Annotated in this window: 14 protein-coding genes; 11 read left to right on the forward strand and 3 right to left on the reverse strand. The window is 41.2% G+C overall.

The window, feature by feature from the left end:
* Positions 1-29: 29 nt before the first annotated feature.
* Entirely contained in the window at positions 30-1,538 is a 1,509-nt protein-coding gene (gene arfA, locus BMX69_RS03535) for an arabinosylfuranosidase ArfA (protein ID WP_054789395.1), read from the forward strand.
* A gap of 98 nt (positions 1,539-1,636) precedes the next feature.
* On the opposite strand, the gene BMX69_RS03540 is transcribed toward arfA (BMX69_RS03535), so the two are convergent.
* Positions 1,637-2,578, reverse strand: coding sequence for an ArsR/SmtB family transcription factor (locus tag BMX69_RS03540; RefSeq protein ID WP_100041574.1), 942 nt, complete (start codon positions 2,576-2,578; stop codon positions 1,637-1,639).
* A gap of 370 nt (positions 2,579-2,948) precedes the next feature.
* On the opposite strand from BMX69_RS03540, the gene BMX69_RS03545 reads away from it, so the two are divergent.
* The 6 genes from BMX69_RS03545 to BMX69_RS03570 all read left to right on the forward strand — a co-directional run bounded on the left by BMX69_RS03545 (position 2,949) and on the right by BMX69_RS03570 (position 8,661).
* Positions 2,949-4,337, forward strand: coding sequence for an ABC transporter substrate-binding protein (locus BMX69_RS03545; protein ID WP_242941348.1), 1,389 nt, complete (start codon positions 2,949-2,951; stop codon positions 4,335-4,337).
* Positions 4,338-4,413: 76 nt separating this feature from the next.
* A complete protein-coding gene (locus BMX69_RS03550) occupies positions 4,414-5,316 on the forward strand; it encodes a carbohydrate ABC transporter permease (protein WP_100041575.1) in 903 nt (300 codons plus the stop codon).
* 3 nt (positions 5,317-5,319) lie between these two features.
* Positions 5,320-6,162, forward strand: a complete 843-nt coding sequence (locus BMX69_RS03555; RefSeq protein WP_100041576.1) for a carbohydrate ABC transporter permease — start codon at positions 5,320-5,322, stop codon at positions 6,160-6,162.
* 31 nt (positions 6,163-6,193) lie between these two features.
* Positions 6,194-7,708: an arabinosylfuranosidase ArfA gene (gene arfA, locus BMX69_RS03560; RefSeq protein ID WP_174715198.1), complete on the forward strand. Its 1,515-nt coding sequence runs from the start codon at positions 6,194-6,196 to the stop codon at positions 7,706-7,708.
* Between the two features lie 184 nt (positions 7,709-7,892).
* Entirely contained in the window at positions 7,893-8,141 is a 249-nt protein-coding gene (locus BMX69_RS03565; RefSeq protein WP_100041577.1) for a hypothetical protein, read from the forward strand.
* 85 nt (positions 8,142-8,226) lie between these two features.
* Positions 8,227-8,661, forward strand: coding sequence for an RbsD/FucU family protein (locus BMX69_RS03570; RefSeq protein WP_100041578.1), 435 nt, complete (start codon positions 8,227-8,229; stop codon positions 8,659-8,661).
* Between the two features lie 20 nt (positions 8,662-8,681).
* Here BMX69_RS03570 and BMX69_RS03575 read toward each other — a convergent pair whose 3' ends face one another.
* The gene (locus tag BMX69_RS03575) at positions 8,682-9,422 is read right to left on the reverse strand and encodes a response regulator transcription factor (protein WP_242941349.1); all 741 of its coding nucleotides are present in this window, start codon (positions 9,420-9,422) and stop codon (positions 8,682-8,684) included.
* Positions 9,419-11,176, reverse strand: a complete 1,758-nt coding sequence (locus BMX69_RS03580) for a sensor histidine kinase (RefSeq protein ID WP_242941350.1) — start codon at positions 11,174-11,176, stop codon at positions 9,419-9,421. The genes BMX69_RS03575 and BMX69_RS03580 overlap by 4 nt, the downstream gene beginning before the upstream one ends.
* Before the next feature lie 237 nt (positions 11,177-11,413).
* On the opposite strand from BMX69_RS03580, the gene BMX69_RS03590 reads away from it, so the two are divergent.
* The 4 genes from BMX69_RS03590 to BMX69_RS03605 are packed head-to-tail and all read left to right on the forward strand — an operon-like array spanning position 11,414 to position 16,945.
* A complete protein-coding gene (locus tag BMX69_RS03590) occupies positions 11,414-12,772 on the forward strand; it encodes an ABC transporter substrate-binding protein (protein ID WP_242941351.1) in 1,359 nt (452 codons plus the stop codon).
* 30 nt (positions 12,773-12,802) lie between these two features.
* Positions 12,803-13,681, forward strand: coding sequence for a carbohydrate ABC transporter permease (locus BMX69_RS03595; RefSeq protein WP_100041582.1), 879 nt, complete (start codon positions 12,803-12,805; stop codon positions 13,679-13,681).
* Positions 13,681-14,508, forward strand: a complete 828-nt coding sequence (locus tag BMX69_RS03600; protein WP_100041583.1) for a carbohydrate ABC transporter permease — start codon at positions 13,681-13,683, stop codon at positions 14,506-14,508. Before BMX69_RS03595 ends, BMX69_RS03600 begins: the two co-directional genes overlap by 1 nt.
* A 4-nt stretch (positions 14,509-14,512) precedes the next feature.
* Positions 14,513-16,945, forward strand: a complete 2,433-nt coding sequence (locus BMX69_RS03605) for a glycoside hydrolase family 31 protein (protein ID WP_100041584.1) — start codon at positions 14,513-14,515, stop codon at positions 16,943-16,945.
* Positions 16,946-17,033 lie beyond the last annotated feature (88 nt).

Consider the following 17,033-nt stretch of genomic DNA (forward strand, 5'->3'; position numbering starts at 1 on the left):
TCGAAGAATTAAAATAGGAGAAGAGAAAAATGAAAAAAGCAAGAATCATCATCGATAAGTATTTTCTGACGGGAGGCGTTGATCAGAGGATATTCGGTTCTTTTATTGAACATTTGGGACGGGCCGTCTACGGCGGAATTTATCAGGAGGGAAATGTAAATTCTGATGAGCAGGGATTTCGAAAGGATACCCTGGAATTGGTAAAGGAACTGAATGTGCCTATCGTGCGCTATCCGGGAGGTAATTTTGTATCTGGTTTTTGCTGGGAGGACAGCGTGGGCCCTAAAGAACAGCGGCCGGCAAGGACAGAACTGGCCTGGCAGGTGATCGAAACAAACCAGTTTGGTTTAAATGAATTTGTAGACTGGTCCCGGCTGGCCGGAAGTGATATCATGATGGCGGTCAACCTCGGTACAAGAGGTCCGGCGGATGCGAAGAATCTTCTGGAATACTGCAATTTTGAGGGCGGTACTTATTACAGTGATTTGCGCAAGGCTCATGGCTATGTAAAACCACACGACATCAAGGTATGGTGCCTGGGCAATGAAATGGATGGAAAGTGGCAGATGGGCCACAAAACAGCTATGGAGTACGGCCGTGTCGCTTCAGAAACTGCGCGGCTGATGAAATGGCTGGACCCCAGCATTGAAACCGTGGCTTGCGGCAGCTCCGGTATGATGATGCCCACGTTTGGTGAATGGGAATATCAGGTACTAAATGAGTGCTACGATGAAGTGGACTATCTTTCGCTGCATCAGTATTACGGAAACCGCAGCAATGATACATCAGATTTCCTTGCCTGCTCGAAGGGTATGGATGATTTTATATCGGGAGTCATATCTCTCTGCGATGCGGTGAAAGCGAAAAAACATGGAAAGAAGGAAATTAACTTATCATTTGACGAGTGGAATGTTTGGTATCACAGCAACGAACAGGATAAACAGATCAAACCATGGAATAAGGCGCCCCATCAGCTTGAGGATGTATATAACTTTGAAGATGCACTTTTAGTGGGCAGCATGCTGATTACCCTTTTAAGACATGCAGACAGAGTAAAGATTGCGTGCATGGCGCAGCTGGTGAATGTAATCGCTCCAATCATGACATCGGATACAGGTGCCTGGCGTCAGACCATATTCTATCCTTACATGCATGCTTCCGTTTATGGGAAAGGAACTGTTCTTTTTACTCAGATCAAAGCACCGGTATATGAGAGCCGGACTTACGGAACCGTGTCCATACTGGACAGCGTCTGTATTTGGGATCAGGAGTCTGAGACACTTACAATCTTTGCCGTGAACAAAGATCTGGAGGAAGATGTGGAAGTTGTATGTGATTTACGACAGTTTGAGGGATATCAGGTGAAAGATCATCTGGTGCTGACTCATGATGATATGAAAGCAGTGAATACGGAGTCAGCTCCTGACACAGTAAAGCCAACGAGTTCTAAGGCTTCCCGATTGGAAAATGGTAACTTTTCAACTGTGTTTGGAAGACATAGTTGGAATGTGGTTCGGCTGGAAAAAAGCGTACAGTAGCGGATACATCAAAGTGACCCTCCCCCCTTTCCCCGCAATCACCTCGAAATAAGGGGAAGGGGAGTTGGGGGGAGTTTTCTGACAGTGTTTGAAACGTATTATAAGGAAGTGTTGTATAGATCGTTTTTATTGTCGTTGTTATTTAAGAACGGGCGCTTATAATTTACTTTTATAACAATGCCTCTGGCATAATCGCCAAAATTCTCACCAAAGATTGTTAAACCTCCGGGACGTCTGTTTAGGGAAGAAACTTCAAAGCGGAGGGTCCAATGATCCCTTGAAAGGTCGTATGCATCAAGGGTCAGGGAAGATTTTATCTCTTTATCAAGATATACACCTTGTTTATTGATTTCAAATCGTTTTAAGATACCATATTGAGCAGATAACCACCAGCCAGGAGTATATTTACCTCTTCGGTCGCCAAAATCACCGGGAGATACCCAGGTGCAGATAGGGTGTCCGTTTAAATACAGATTAATATCAGACTCCCAATCGTTTTTAATATGAGGATATTCGGAACACATTTCAGCAGAAATTTCTATGTCAATTATCTCACACCCATCAGGCACGTAATTGGGTATTTCATATTCGACGTATCCGTCGCGAAACCAGACTAACTGGGCATGAATGCGCTCAGGATCATAAAAGAACTTGGGGTCATCGTGCCCTCCAATGATTTTCTCGTTGCTAGCAATACCGCAGGTGGGCTTAATTTCTGCTTTTGTATATTGACCTACACCCAGCTGTAATTCGTAATTTTGGATTTGATGATAATGGACAGTGGGTAAACGCAATGTATACCATTGATTAACCAGTGAACAAACTTTTCCGGCTTTTTTTGTACGGGTGGAAAGAATCAGCCCGGCGGCCTCCAGCTTATTGATGTGCGCTGTCATCATTGCACTGGTTACGCCTACTGCTTTTGCCAGGTCTTTGATATTGGCCTCGCCATGAGCTAAATGCTCGAGTATTTTAATGCGGACAGGACTTGATAAAGCCTCAAAAAATGGAAGGTTTTCTTCAGATACCCATATTTGCATGTTCTCGGCCTCCTTTGTTTTTTAATTCAATAGGCGATTGCAAAACTCCGTTCACGCAATCATTTATTATAAACTGATTATATCAAAAGTTTATGGTCATGTATATATTAAGGACAATGATAAGAGTTTAATTACTTTTGAATTTGAGTCATTGTGCCTGGGTCATTAAATTAACTTTAATATTAATTCACTAGAATCTTTGAACAATAAGTGTGGGGGTAATATGTGAATAATATATGAAAATATAGTAATATACATATGGAAGATTGACGTAACATACAATAAAGTATATAATTGAATTAACTTAAAAGTAAATACATAAAGAACTGGTAGTGTAGCGCAAATCAAACAGTAGACAGGAGGATTTGTAATGAAAAAGAGAATGGCAGGTATGCTATTGTGTTTCGCCATGGTTTGTTCCGTGACGGCAGGCTGTGGGCAAACCGGGGCAAAGAAGGAGGCGGCGGGAAATTCGGCGGCAGGACAGGAGCAGACAAAAGAACAGTCAGCAGATGGAAGTACGGTGGGAAAAAATAAATTTGTTAGGGATGGAACGGATTTGTCTTTATGGACGTTTCAGGCTTTGCATGTAGGCTTCTATACCGATATGGCGGACAAGTGGAATGAAGCCAATCCTGACAAACCAATTAACTTGACGGTAACAACCGGAGACTCCAGTTCTATTCAGAATAAGCTCCTTGTAGCATGCCAGTCAGGTGAAGGCACACCGGATATTGCAGATATTGAGATTGGTTTTTATGCATCGTATTTGAAGGATAATTATTTATTGCCCATTAATGATGTTGTAGAACCTTATAAAAATGATGTTGTTATGTCCCGTATTGAAATGTACGGAGATCAGAAGGGAAACTATTATGGCATAGATTTCCATCTTGGCGCATCAGTCGCATATTACAATATGGATATTATGAAGGAAGCAGGAATTGATCCGGCGGCAATTGTAACCTGGGATGATTATGTAAAGGCCGGAAAGACCGTTCTTGAAAAAACCGGAAAGTACATGTGCGCGGTGGAAACATCAGACCTTTTCTTACCCCAGATGATGCTGCTTGAGAAGGGGGTACAGTATGTAGATGAAGCAGGTAAACCAAATCTCGCAACCAAAGAACATGCAGAGGTAATTGAGTTTATCAGAAGCATGATGGATGAAGGAATTTGCGAAGTTGCTCCGGGTGGTGGCTATCATTCAGAAGAATGGTTTGGTCACTTAAACGGCGGAAAGGTTGCCTCTGTAATGATGCCGCTATGGTATATGGGCAGATTTACTGACTACTGCAAGGATCTGGATGGAAAGATTGGTATCTATGAGATACCTGTGTGGAATAAGGGAGACACCAGAGAAGTATTACAGGGAGGAACCGGTACATCAGTAATAAAATATACGAAAAATGAAGAGCTTGCAAAAGAATTTCTGGCATTTGCCAAACTTTCCAGAGAAGGAAATATATATGAATGGCAAAAACTGGGATTTGATCCTATCCGGACAGAGATATGGAAGGATACTAAAATTACCCAGGATACGGAAAATAAGTTTATTAAGTATTTTAAGACCAATCCATTTGATATATTGTTAAAGAATGGTACTGATTTGACTGCTCCAAGTATAGCAGGAAGCTATTCGGCATGCTATGGTGTTTTGGTTTCCACAACTTATCAGAATGCATTTGAGACTGCAAAAGATAAAGATGCTGCAGAATTGCTGAAAAATGAGCAGGATTCTGTGATATACGATAAATAAAAAGCACATGGTGAAAAGGTGTAATTTCGGTTACACCTTCTCACATATTTAAGGTTGAAAGAATAGGAAGAGAAAAATGAAGAAAAAAAGTCTTATAAAACGCTTTATTTATTCGCAAAAAGCAGCACCCTATGTTTTTGTATCACCGTTTATCCTGATCTTTTTGATGTTCTTTGCGTATCCCATGATCAATACAGTGGTAATGAGCTTTCAGAAGATCTCAGGTGGGAAGACAAGCTTTGTGGGGGTGAAAAATTATCAGACCCTTCTGAATCCGGTGTTTATCAAATGCCTGAAGAACAGCGCGTTTTATACGGTGGTTACCTGTATCATCATGATTTTTATCCCAATGCTCCTGGCTGTGTTGCTAAATAGCAGACAGATGAAATTTAAGACATTTTTTCGCAGTATCATGTTTGTTCCGGCACTGACCTCCATTGTGGTTGCCGGAGTAGTATTCCGGTTGATGTTTGGTGAGTTGGAAGGCTCGTTTATGAACCAGGTACTGGGATTCTTAGGCAAAGACCCGATTGTCTGGCTGCGTAATCCAGTTACAGTATGGATTACGTTATTTTTATTGTGTACATGGAGATGGACGGGAGTTAATATGATGTATTATTTATCAGGACTTCAGCAAATTCCTGAGGACCTGTTTGAAGCTTCCGATATTGACGGTGCAAGCTCTCTTCAGCGTTTTAGATATATTACATTACCATTACTAAAGCCGACTACAGTTTATGTTCTGACCATATCAATCTTCGGCGGAATGGCAATGTTTGCAGAATCATATATTTTGTTTAATGGAAATAAGACTCCAAACAACGTTGCTACAACAATTGTAGGATACTTATATCGTATGGGCCTCGAGCAGAATAATATAGGGATTGCCAGTGCAATCGGTGTAGTATTGCTGGTGATTGTAATGGGAATCAATATAATCCAGCTGGTTATGAATGGCACACTTGGAAAGGAGGAATAAAGGATGAAAAACAGTTGGAAGAAAAAGATTCAGTCTGTTCTTTTAGTGACAATTTTTTCAATTGCAGCATTTCTTTTGTTATTGCCTCTTTTGCTGCTGGCAGTCTCTTCGCTGCGTCCGGGTTCAGATCTTATGAGAAATGGTTTGAACTTCTCCATTGATTGGGCTTATGCCAATCTGGATAATTACCGGTATCTGTTCAGTTCGGCAAATCCTTATTTTACCTGGTATAAAAACAGTCTGGTGATCACGGTTGTACAGGTGTTTCTGGCCCTTTTTCTGTCTGCATGTGTGGGCTATGGGTTTGCGATGTATAATTTTAAAGGGAAAAACCTTCTTTTTATGGCAGTGCTGCTGGTTATGATGATTCCCACAGAGGTGATTCTGCTGCCATTATACAGGCTGACTACAAAGATTGGAGCAATGGACAGCATGTGGGGAATTATTCTTCCTTACATGGTAATTCCTATGCTGGTGTTCTTTTTCAGGCAGTATTTAACCGGCATTCCCAAGGATTTTGTAGATTCCGCACGTGTGGATGGTTGTTCAGAATATGGTATTTTTTTCAGAATCATGCTGCCATTGATGAAGCCTTCTTTTGCGGCAATGGGAATCTATCAGGGGATGCAAAGCTGGAATAATTTTCTTTGGCCTATGATTGTTATGCGATCGGCTGATAAAATTACTTTGCCGGTAGGCTTGCAGAGTTTAATGTCGCCCTATGGAAATAATTATGATATTTTGGTGGCAGGCTCTTGTTTTGCTATCGTACCGGTACTGATTTTATTTGTCTGCTTTCAGTCATATTTTGTAGAAGGAATGACTGCAGGCGGCGTAAAAGGATAAAAAATATTGTGTTTTGGAGGTCTATATAATTATGAAGCAGGCAAAAATGCTGATTGAAAAAGGGTATCAGGTTTCTGAAGTGGATAAGAGGATTTTCGGATCATTTATAGAGCATCTTGGCAGAGCTGTTTATGATGGAATTTATCAGCCGGGCCATGTATTATCAGATGAGGATGGATTTCGGGAAGATGTTTTAGAAATGGTAAGGGAGTTGAATGTTCCGGTGGTTCGCTATCCAGGAGGAAACTATGTATCTAACTTTTTTTGGGAAGACAGTGTGGGACCGGTGAAAGAAAGGTCCAGACGTCTGGATCTGGCCTGGAGAAGTCTGGAGACTAACGAAATAGGTGTAAATGAGTTCGCTAAATGGACAAAGAAAGCGAATTCAGAGATGATGATGGCAGTGAACCTGGGCACAAGGGGACTTGCTGATGCGTGTAATCTATTGGAGTACTGTAATCATCCGTCAGGAACCAGATACAGCGATATGAGGATTGCCCATGGTGTAAAAGAACCGCATAAGTTTAAGCTGTGGTGTTTAGGCAATGAAATGGACGGGCCATGGCAGATTGGCCATAAGACGATGGATGAGTATGGCCGGGTGGCGGAAGAAACAGCAAAAGCTATGAAACTTATCGATCCGACAATTGAATTGGTAGCATGTGGAAGCTCTTTTTTAGAAATGCCTACATTTCCGGAATGGGAAGCAAAGATATTGGGGTATACCTATGATCATGTTGAATATATTTCCATGCATCAATACTATGGAAACGATACTGGCGATACGGAGGATTTTCTGGCCAAATCCGATGATATGGAGAGGTTTATCCGCTCTGTAACTGCTACTTGTGATTATATAAAAGCAAAAAAGAGAAGCAGTAAAACCATGAATATCAGTTTTGATGAATGGAATGTCTGGTTCCATTCCAACGAAGCGGATAAAGATACAACGAAAAATCAACCGTGGCAGATTGCCCCATCACTTTTGGAGGATATCTACACTTTTGAGGATGCTCTTTTGGTAGGCCTGATGCTGATTGTCCTGCTTAAACATGCGGACAGAGTGAAAATCGCTTGTCTGGCACAATTGGTGAATGTTATTGCGCCGATTATGACCGAAAGAGGCGGTGGGAGAGCCTGGAAGCAGACGATCTTTTATCCGTTTATGCATGCGTCAAAATATGGCAGGGGAATTGTTTTGAAACCAATTTTAAGTTCGCCGCGGCATGATACGAAAACCCATGAAGATGTAACTGACATTGAATGTGTGGCAGTCATGAATGAAGAAAAGGAAGAATTGACAATCTTTGCTGTAAACCGAAACATCTCTCAGGATATTGAACTTCTTACCGATATTAGAGGTATGGGGGAATATCAGCTTTTGGAACATATTGTGCTTGAACACACAGATTTAAAGATGTGCAATACGGCCGGGGAAGAGATGGTAAGGCCGGTGAGTACAAAAAGATCTCAAATGAATGGGGATAACTTGATAAGCATTCTAGGCAAGGCATCATGGAATGTCATTCGGGTGAGAAGGATTTGAAGTAGCTGATCGGATACATGCAATTGAAGCGGCAATGGATAAAACCATTGCCGTTTTTATTAGCCCTAATTATAGTTGTGCAATTGATGTATAAAAGATTAGTAAAATATATAATTATTAAAATTGAGATACAAGTTACTTTAGGATATCATTTATTTAACAAATAAATGGAGGGGGTTTTACAATGAAAAAGAAAATATTGGGTTTGGTTTTTTCTGCCATGTTAGCCAGTTCGTTAATCGCTGGATGTTCAAAGAATAATAGTCCTGCTAAAGAAACAAGTTTGGAAAAGCAGGGAACGGAGCAGTCTGTAACAGGGCAGTCTGCAACACAGGCCTCAAAAGAAGGATCAAAAGGGATCACATTAACTTGGGCAGTTTTGTATAAAACCCACTTAGAAAATAGAATATGGTCGATAACACGACATGCATAAGAGCGCCATGTCTGATTAGACACTAATTATTTGGAGTAGTATTTTATATAATTCAACTTAAGGAAAAGAAAGGAGATTAAACGTTATGCTAAAAGGAATACCAGCAATTATTAGCCCGGAATTATTGAAAGTATTATGTGAAATGGGACATACAGACGAGCTTACAATTGGAGATGGGAATTTTCCGGGACATACCTACGGAAAAAAGGTAATTCGTATGGATGGCCATGGGGTGCCGGAGATATTAGATGCTATTTTACAGATATTTCCCCTGGATACCTATGTGGAGCATCCGGTAACTCTCATGGGAATAGTCCCCGGAGATGATGTTAAAACCCCAATCTGGGAGAAATACAAAGAGATTGTGGAAAGATACGATAAGCGGGGGGCAGAATGCTTTGAAGAGATAGATAAGTGGAAATTTTATGAAAAGACAAAGGAACACTCTTCGGTAGTAATCATGACCAGCGAAAAAGCTCTGTATGCAAACCTAATTCTGAAAAAAGGCGTAGTGATATAGACAGGAGGGTTTCGAGCCTTTTATTCATTACGATATTCGCTTGGACTGATGCCATACACCTGTTTAAATGTTTTACTGAAATGAAATGGGTCAAAATATCCGGTGAGCTGGCTCACGTCGGCTACAGAAATATCTGGATTACGCAGGAGTTGTCTCGCGATATTGAGTCTGTAATTTCTTAGATATTTGGAAGGCGTAATACCTGCATGTTTTAGGAATATTTTACTGAGATATGGAACTGAAAACCCAAATTCTGAAGCGAGATACGTAAAATCAATTTGCGTCTGGTAATTTTTACGGATATATTCTTTAATCAATTCGACAATTTCCTTTGTCCTATTAGACGAGTGATGTAACGTACAAGAGTCAAAGCTGTCTATGGATACGAGAAGCTTTGTTTCCAGAGATGACAGGGTTTCTGAAAGCTCGTCGTAGTTTACGGGCTTTAACAGATAATCGTTCACCCCATAGCGAAGAGCTTCTTTGGCATATTCAAAGTCTGTATAGCCGCTGATGATTACACAGTAGATAAACGGATATTTTTCATGAACATTTTTAACTAATTCCAGTCCATCTACCTCAGGCATACGGATGTCTGTAAAGATTACATTTGGAAGTTGCTCTTCAGCCAATTTCAAACCTTCAAGGCCATTTGGGGCAATGGCTGCAATTTCAAAAGCAGGATTTAACTGCTCGATTCTTCTGGCTATGTTTTTGGCAATTAAAAATTCATCTTCTACTACCAAAACAGAGTATTTCATGAAATAAATCCTCCTATGACGACAATTGCTCCGTGAGGAACATTGTTGCTTAATTTGAATATGTGTTTCCCCTGATACAAAATTTTAAAACGGATATATATGTTCATCAATCCCATTCCATCTATTTCCAGATTAGGCAGAACACCATTCTTTTCGATAAGGTGTATCTGGGCTTGAAGCCTTTGCAGATCCTCCTCTGTGAATCCGGGTCCATTATCCATTATCTGAATTTCCCAACAGGTGTCTGTCATAATGCCTCGAATTTCCACGTTCCATGGAGAACTTGATTTCGTTGAGTATTTAATGGCATTTTCCACAATAAGCTGAAGACAGAGCTTTGGAAGCCTTATCTGATACATTTCTACCGGTATATGAAATTCATATTGGAGAGAGTGATAATATCTTAATTTCATGATTTCTAAATAATCATGAGTATGGATCAGTTCATCCCTTAATAAAACGAGCTGTTCACTGTCAGAAGAAATATACCTTAGTATTTTGGATATTGTCTGACACATTAGAATAATCTCACCATTCATATTTTCGTCAGCCATGGCTTGTATGGTTGCCAACGAATTGTAAAGAAAATGCGGATTCATCTGGGCCTGGAGCGCCAGCATTCTGGACTGCATATCGCTGTTTTGCAGCTGAAGCTCGCGTTCCATTGATTTTCTTGCCTGTTCCTGCATTTTCAGAAGTGCCTGATATAAGGTGTTTACCTCTGTGATTCCGATTTCCATTTCTTCAAATGCGGTTGTATTTTTTCCTTCGCCAATTAGCTGGAAAGTTCTTACCTGATGATAGATCCTGTAAAGTGGGGTCGCTATCCTTTTTGAGATTAAATAGGACACCATAACCGTTACCAGCATTGCGAAAAACAACAGAATGAGATTAGTAAAAACATACTGATAGATGGGCTTCATTAACTTATGGTTATCTATAATGAGAGCTGTTATAAAGCCTGTATAGTCCGATGAGGTAAATATGATATATTTATTATTTGATTTCAAATATATGGATGCTTTGTCCGATTTTTCCGAAAGGTCATTTAGGTATGCCTGAATCAGAGAATAATATTGTTCCTGTTCTTGCGTGCTCCCCGTAGTATAAACTGTTTTTCCATCCGGGCTGTATATGTAAACCTCCTCTTCATAAGGGCTGGTAAAGGTAGCGACCGCGTATGCAACTCTTTTAAAGGATTTTTTTACCTCAACGATACCTTGGGGTATATTGAGGGGACTGTAGAACAGACGGCAAAGAGAGATGAAGTAATTATCACCAGGATAAGAATAATAGCGTCCCAGCTTGTCGTCACTTCCGCAGTAAATATATTTTTTACCTTGTGTGCGGATTACCTTTTCATACCAGTCCGTGTTCACGACGCTTTCTTTTGTAGCACTGTTGTCCAGACCAACCCCGAATTTACCATAATCAAGGGAATATAAATACGTTTGATCTGCAGGAGAATTCGGACCGATCATTGCTATAATCAGATCATATAGAATTTTTGTATTGTTGATATTTTGGTATATTTCGTTGGAGCTTAAGGAACTGTCCTGATAGCAGATATAAGTCCCGAATTTTTCTTTGATCAGATTTGAATATATGATATTTTGGGACACAGTATCAAGGTCGTGAATGATTGATTCAAAGTTGTCCATGATGATGGCAGCATTGTTCTGTAGAGTAGAAAACGCATTTATCTTAAGCTTTCTTGTCTCATTTATTATGGTGTGAATTGTGAAAGAAAGCATTATGATAATGAATAATGCCGTGTAAGGTAGGAAAAGTGTTGACATGATGCTTCTTTTCCGCCCTTTTTTTGTTATGTTTGCCGCCATTTTTAAAGCTCTTTTCTTGTTTTTTATTTGTAAGGTTAAAAATATACATGAAAGTGATTCGAAATGTCCATTCAAAAATGTTTATATTATACTATATAATACAGGTAACTTGATAAAAGTCAAGAAAAAATTATGGGGAGGTATTACTAAATGAAGTTGAGAAAATTAGCTGTATTGAGTCTGACGGTGGCAGTCGCACTGGTTTTTTCCGGCTGTACGAAGGAGCAGACGGCTGAAGAGAAAGGTACGGCCGCAAGTGAGAAATCTTCAGTAAGTCCTGAGACCGTTTCCAAGTCGGATAAAAGCGGTGTAACACTTTCTTTTATGGCAAGCCAGGACTGGATTCAGGATGCGGAGATTGATCTTTCAAAAAAATTCACAGAAGAGACGGGGATTAAGGTGGATTATCAGATTATCCCTTCCGACCAGTATGTAAATCTCCTGATGACTAAGCTGAACACGGGAGAGTGTACCGATATTTTTGGCGCACAAAGCGGCAAATTTGATATAAAGGATCAGATCAATGTGGAAAAAAATGCGGTTGATTTGTCAGGAACTAAATGGAGCAGCCAGGTTGAGCCGCTGGTTGCCGATGAGCTTTCCGTTGATGGAACATTATATGGACAGCCGATTCAGGACGTATCCTCCGTCTGGGCCATTGGTTATAACAAGCAGATCTTCAAAAAGTTGAATCTGGAAATTCCTACGGACTATCAAAGCTTTACTCAGGTTTGTGATGCAATGGCAGCACAGGGAATTATTCCGATTTATGAATGTGTTTCCGACGGATGGCATCACACCCTTTGGCTGCCTGAGACAGGAGTCCAGGCTGAGACCGTGGAGCCAGGAATTGTGGAAAGATGGAATAATAACGAAGTACCATTTGCTGGCAATACGACACTGGAGACAATTTTAAATCAGATCAATGACATGATATCCAAAGGTTACTGGGGTGAAGATTACATGTCCAATACCTATGCGGATTCTGCAAAAAATATTGCATCCGGTAAGTATGCGATGACAATCGCCAATCAGGGATTTGGTGTGGAGGTCAATAAGGTAAATCCTGAAATTGCAGTTGATGATATCGGATATTTTGTTATTCCGCTCGCTGATAATCAGACACTGAATGTAAATCCGGCGGGACCGGCAAGGTTCGTATTCAGTGGTTCCAAACATGCGGCTGAAGCACAGCAATATCTGGAATTTCTGGCAAGGGAAGAAAATCTGACTTATCTGACTGAAAATGTAGGTAAATTCAATAAGCTGCCCTTTGAGAACGCTCCCAGCATGTATACGGAGACGATTCAGGATTTTTATAACAGATATGATAAGAAAGGGACCGTACTTCAGACAGCCGTAAAATATGTAAATCCGCAATGGAGCGAGATAGGGGCAAATTTATCGGCAATGATTGTTGGAGAGATGGCTCCGGAAGAGGTACTGACTTCCATTGATGAGGTAAGAGCCCAGCAGGCAAAGGCCGCAAGTGATCCGGCATGGAAATGACCGCTTGGATCTTGAAAGTGAGTGGTTACTATGAATAAAAACAAGGTTTACCCTATATGGTTTGCTGTCGCCGCATTGTTAGTGTACTCAATTTTATTTGTTCTTCCGGGGGTGGTTGGAATCGGATATTCCTTTACTGATTGGTCATCCTATTCAGATAGTCTGAAGTTTGTAGGTTTGGAGAATTTTAAAACGGTTTTTTCAGCAAAGGAAAACTACCTTAAGATTATAAAAAATACTCTGGCATTTACTCTTGGAACAACAATAATAAAAAATATACTGGGACTTGCACTGGCGGTGCTGCTTACAAAGTCCATCCGTCTGCTGAACTTTCATCGAGGAGTGATGTTCATGCCCTCCGTGTTATCGACACTGATATTGGGAATGATCTTTACCTCAATCCTGAATCCTGCAGCAGGGCTTTTAAATACAGCCCTGCGCGGGATAGGGCTTGGAGCCTTGGCAAAGCCTTGGCTCACAAGTCCGGATTATGCCTTTAGATCGGTAATGGCAGTGGATATCTGGAGAGGAACCGGATATATTATGACAATTTTAATCGCCGGGATACTTTCCATTTCTTCTGATTATTATGAAGCCTGCAGTATTGATGGAGCTTCCGGATGGCAGAAATTCCGGTTTATTACACTTCCGCTGCTTCTGCCGACACTGGCGACAACGACTGTTCTGAATGTTATATATGGGCTGAAAGTCTTTGATATGATTTATGCTCTGACAAACGGCGGTCCGGGAAGAGCAACGACGGAGGTGCTCTATACGGCTGTGTTTAAGAAATTCGGTACAGGGCAGTATGCCATTGGTACGGCTTTATCCTCTGTCATGTTTGTGTTTATGGTATTCATCGGATTTTTCATGATACGTATTATGACGAAAGACGAGGTAATGGAATAATGAAGGCAAAAAAGCGGGCCGCGGCCGTTGCGGCCAATGCAATGGCATGGGTTATAACAATAATTTCACTTATTCCCTTACTGCTGATTTTATTTAATTCCTTTAAGGACAGTCTCGCAGCCTCTGAAATGAATCTTAAGTTCCCTGGTTTTCCGATTCAGTGGGTTAATTTCAGTGTTGTTATTGAAAAGGGAAAACTATTAACGTCTTTCTTAAACAGCTGTATATATTCGGCGGCTAGCGTTGCTTTATGTACCATATTAGCATCAATGGCGTCTTACGTGTTTTCAAGAAATCGTTCGAAATGGAATCGGTTTCTGTACATGTACATGGTGCTTGGAATAACCATGCCGGTTAATTATGTAGCATTGACCAAGGTGATGATGTTTCTGCACTTAAATAACTCAAGATTGGGTATCGTGCTTTTGTATACGGCAATGCAACTGCCATTTTCCATATTCCTGATACATGGATTTGTGGCTAAATTACCTGTGGATCTTGATGAGGCTGCTGTAATTGATGGCTGCAGTCCGGTGCGGCTGTTTGTGTCAATTATCCTGCCGCTTTTAAAGCCTGCCATTGCAACGGTAGTTGTTCTTACCTTTTTGAATACATGGAATGAATTTGTCTCACCGCTGTATTTTTTAAGCAGCTCCGCAAAATGGCCCATGACATTATCGGTTTACAACTTTTTTGGTATGTATTTTAAGGACTGGAACCTGGTATGTGCTGATATTTTATTGACCAGCCTTCCGGTAATCCTGATTTATGTCCTGGGACAGAAATATATCGTTTCCGGTATGACCGCCGGAGCTGTGAAAGGATAACAATATGACGAGGAATAAGGTTAAGGGTGTTACCATAGAGCTGGGTGAGACAACGCTGATATATAAGAATGTTACTCCTAACATTATCTGCTGTAATTGTTTTAAGCGCGGACATGAGGCTGATCGATCTGCTCTGGGAATCGGGGTGACCGAGACTGAGGATTTGAAATATGATATTACAGAATCTGCCTATACGCTTAGGAATAGAAATATCCAGGCGGAGATTGATAGAATATCAGGAAATGTACGCTGGACTTCGGCCGGCTCAGGAAAGCTGCTATTTACGGAGACCGGTAGAGAATTGGAAGAAATACCGGTCTATCACTACACCACGAACGGAGAAAAACCGGATATAGAGCATGTGAAAACCGTAGACGGGGAACGGAATTTTGTGAGCAATCTGGTTCGTAAAGAAGTACGGACTGCTTACAGAGGAAAAATATATTTCGCATGGCAGGAAGAAGAACAGCTTCATGGCTTCGGGCAAGGGGAGGAAGGGATCTACAATTACAAGGGGACAACCCAATATCTGTATCAGCATAATATGAGAAATCCGGTTCCGTTTATGATTTCAGACAGAGGTTATGGAATCCTGTTTGACTGTGGTTCTTTGATGACCTTTAATGATGATTCCCGCGGCGCCTATCTCCACTTTGATACGGTGGATCAGCTCCGTTACTACATAATATATGGGGAGGATTTTGATGAAATAATCGCAGGCTACCGGAGCCTGACGGGTAGAGCACCGATGCTGCCGAAATGGTCTTTTGGATACATTCAGTCAAAGGAATCCTACCGGACGCAGGAGGAACTTATCGATGTAGCCTTAGAATACAGAAAAAGGAAAATTCCCATTGACGGTATTGTGCAGGATTGGAATACATGGGAGGAAGGAAAATGGGGAAATAAGGTTTTAGATAAATCCCGTTATCCGGATTTTGCGGCAGCCACGGCAGCTCTTCATAGGGAACACGTACATGTCATGTTGTCTGTGTGGCCGAATTTGAATTCAGGGACAGAAAATTATGAGGAGTTTCTGGAAAAGGGGTTATTGCTGAATGATTTTGCCACTTATGATGCTTTTAATCCGGAGGGAAGAAAGGTCTATTGGGAGCAGCTGGAACGGGAGCTGTTTTCCAAGGGTGTAGACGCATGGTGGTGTGATTCAACGGAGCCATTCAGCGGTCCCGACTGGAAAGGCAGATATAGAAAAGAACCGTGGGAACGATTTTTGCTTGTGGGAGAAGAGCATAAGAAATATCTCGATCCTGCCGTCGCGAATCTATATGGAACAGTTCATGCAAAGGGGATTTATGAGAACCAGAGAAATGTATGTCAGGATAAAAGGGTTTTAAACTTAACCAGATCTGGCTATGCGGGTTCTCAGGCATATGGAACCGTTCTGTGGTCTGGAGATATCACAGCAACTTGGGAAACAATGAAGTGCCAAATCCGGGAAGGATTGAATTTCTGCATGAGCGGTCATCCGTATTGGACCCTGGATGCAGGTGGATTCTTTGTGGTGAAAGATAATTGGAAAAAGCGGGGATGTGGATGTCACAATGACCCGGAACCAAAGTGGTTCTGGCAGGGTGGATACGAATTGGGAGTAGAGGATGCGGCTTATCGGGAGCTATATGTGAGATGGCTTCAGTTTTCCTTATTCCTTCCGATGTTCCGTTCCCATGGAACCGATACTCCCAGGGAGATATGGAATTTCGGTGAACCGGGCAGTATGTTTTATGATGCGATTGAGAAATGTATCCGACTGAGATATAGGCTGCTGCCGTATACCTACTCACTGGCCGGGCAGATAATGTTGAATGACTATACAATGTTTCGCAGCCTTTTATTTGATTTTATGGAGGATAAGATTGCCCGCTCTATAGATTCACAGTTTATGTATGGTAATTCGCTGTTGATTTGTCCGATAACGGAACCAATGTACTATGAGACTGGAAACCGTTTATTAGATCGTGCCAGACAGTGGAAGTGCTATCTTCCGGCAGGATGGGGATGGTATGATTTCTGGACAGGCAAGAGATATGAGGGCGGACAGTGGATTGCAGTTGATGGAATACTTGATAAAATACCGGTATTTATCAGGGAAGGATCTATTATTCCAATGGAGCAGGGACTGGAATATGCTGGAGAGGTTTCCGATAATCCATTTGAATTTCATGTTTATGAGGGAAAAGACGGATTTTTCCAATTGTATGAGGACTCCGGTGATGGATATGACTATGAGAAAGGAATATATAATCTCATATCTGTCTCTTGGAATGATACTGAAAAAGAACTGTGTATTGGCGAGAGTAAATATGCATTTCCGCAGTCAATCTGCGGACGAAGTTGTGTGCTCTATACATCTTCCAGAGGTAAGAAAGGCTTTTCTTATAATGGGAAAGAAATAAAAATAAAAATTGATGGTAAATAATGAAAGTGAGAAGTGCGTTTCCTGGATAAGGAACCGCACTTTATTCGATTTTCAGACAACCATTTCTACCCCGAGCCCTCTTATTTTT

This window comes from Lacrimispora sphenoides JCM 1415 (assembly GCF_900105615.1).
In the GTDB taxonomy this organism is placed as follows: domain Bacteria; phylum Bacillota; class Clostridia; order Lachnospirales; family Lachnospiraceae; genus Lacrimispora; species Lacrimispora sphenoides.

What these genes read in the sequence shown, in the direction of transcription:
- arfA (WP_054789395.1), top strand. Translation starts at nt 30, where the DNA reads ATGAAAAAAGCAAGAATCATCATCGATAAGTATTTTCTGACGGGAGGC.
- BMX69_RS03540 (WP_100041574.1), bottom strand. Translation starts at nt 2,578, where the DNA reads ATGCAAATATGGGTATCTGAAGAAAACCTTCCATTTTTTGAGGCTTTA.
- BMX69_RS03545 (WP_242941348.1), top strand. Translation starts at nt 2,949, where the DNA reads ATGAAAAAGAGAATGGCAGGTATGCTATTGTGTTTCGCCATGGTTTGT.
- BMX69_RS03550 (WP_100041575.1), top strand. Translation starts at nt 4,414, where the DNA reads ATGAAGAAAAAAAGTCTTATAAAACGCTTTATTTATTCGCAAAAAGCA.
- BMX69_RS03555 (WP_100041576.1), top strand. Translation starts at nt 5,320, where the DNA reads ATGAAAAACAGTTGGAAGAAAAAGATTCAGTCTGTTCTTTTAGTGACA.
- arfA (WP_174715198.1), top strand. Translation starts at nt 6,194, where the DNA reads ATGAAGCAGGCAAAAATGCTGATTGAAAAAGGGTATCAGGTTTCTGAA.
- BMX69_RS03565 (WP_100041577.1), top strand. Translation starts at nt 7,893, where the DNA reads ATGAAAAAGAAAATATTGGGTTTGGTTTTTTCTGCCATGTTAGCCAGT.
- BMX69_RS03570 (WP_100041578.1), top strand. Translation starts at nt 8,227, where the DNA reads ATGCTAAAAGGAATACCAGCAATTATTAGCCCGGAATTATTGAAAGTA.
- BMX69_RS03575 (WP_242941349.1), bottom strand. Translation starts at nt 9,422, where the DNA reads ATGAAATACTCTGTTTTGGTAGTAGAAGATGAATTTTTAATTGCCAAA.
- BMX69_RS03580 (WP_242941350.1), bottom strand. Translation starts at nt 11,176, where the DNA reads ATGCTTTCTTTCACAATTCACACCATAATAAATGAGACAAGAAAGCTT.
- BMX69_RS03590 (WP_242941351.1), top strand. Translation starts at nt 11,414, where the DNA reads ATGAAGTTGAGAAAATTAGCTGTATTGAGTCTGACGGTGGCAGTCGCA.
- BMX69_RS03595 (WP_100041582.1), top strand. Translation starts at nt 12,803, where the DNA reads ATGAATAAAAACAAGGTTTACCCTATATGGTTTGCTGTCGCCGCATTG.
- BMX69_RS03600 (WP_100041583.1), top strand. Translation starts at nt 13,681, where the DNA reads ATGAAGGCAAAAAAGCGGGCCGCGGCCGTTGCGGCCAATGCAATGGCA.
- BMX69_RS03605 (WP_100041584.1), top strand. Translation starts at nt 14,513, where the DNA reads ATGACGAGGAATAAGGTTAAGGGTGTTACCATAGAGCTGGGTGAGACA.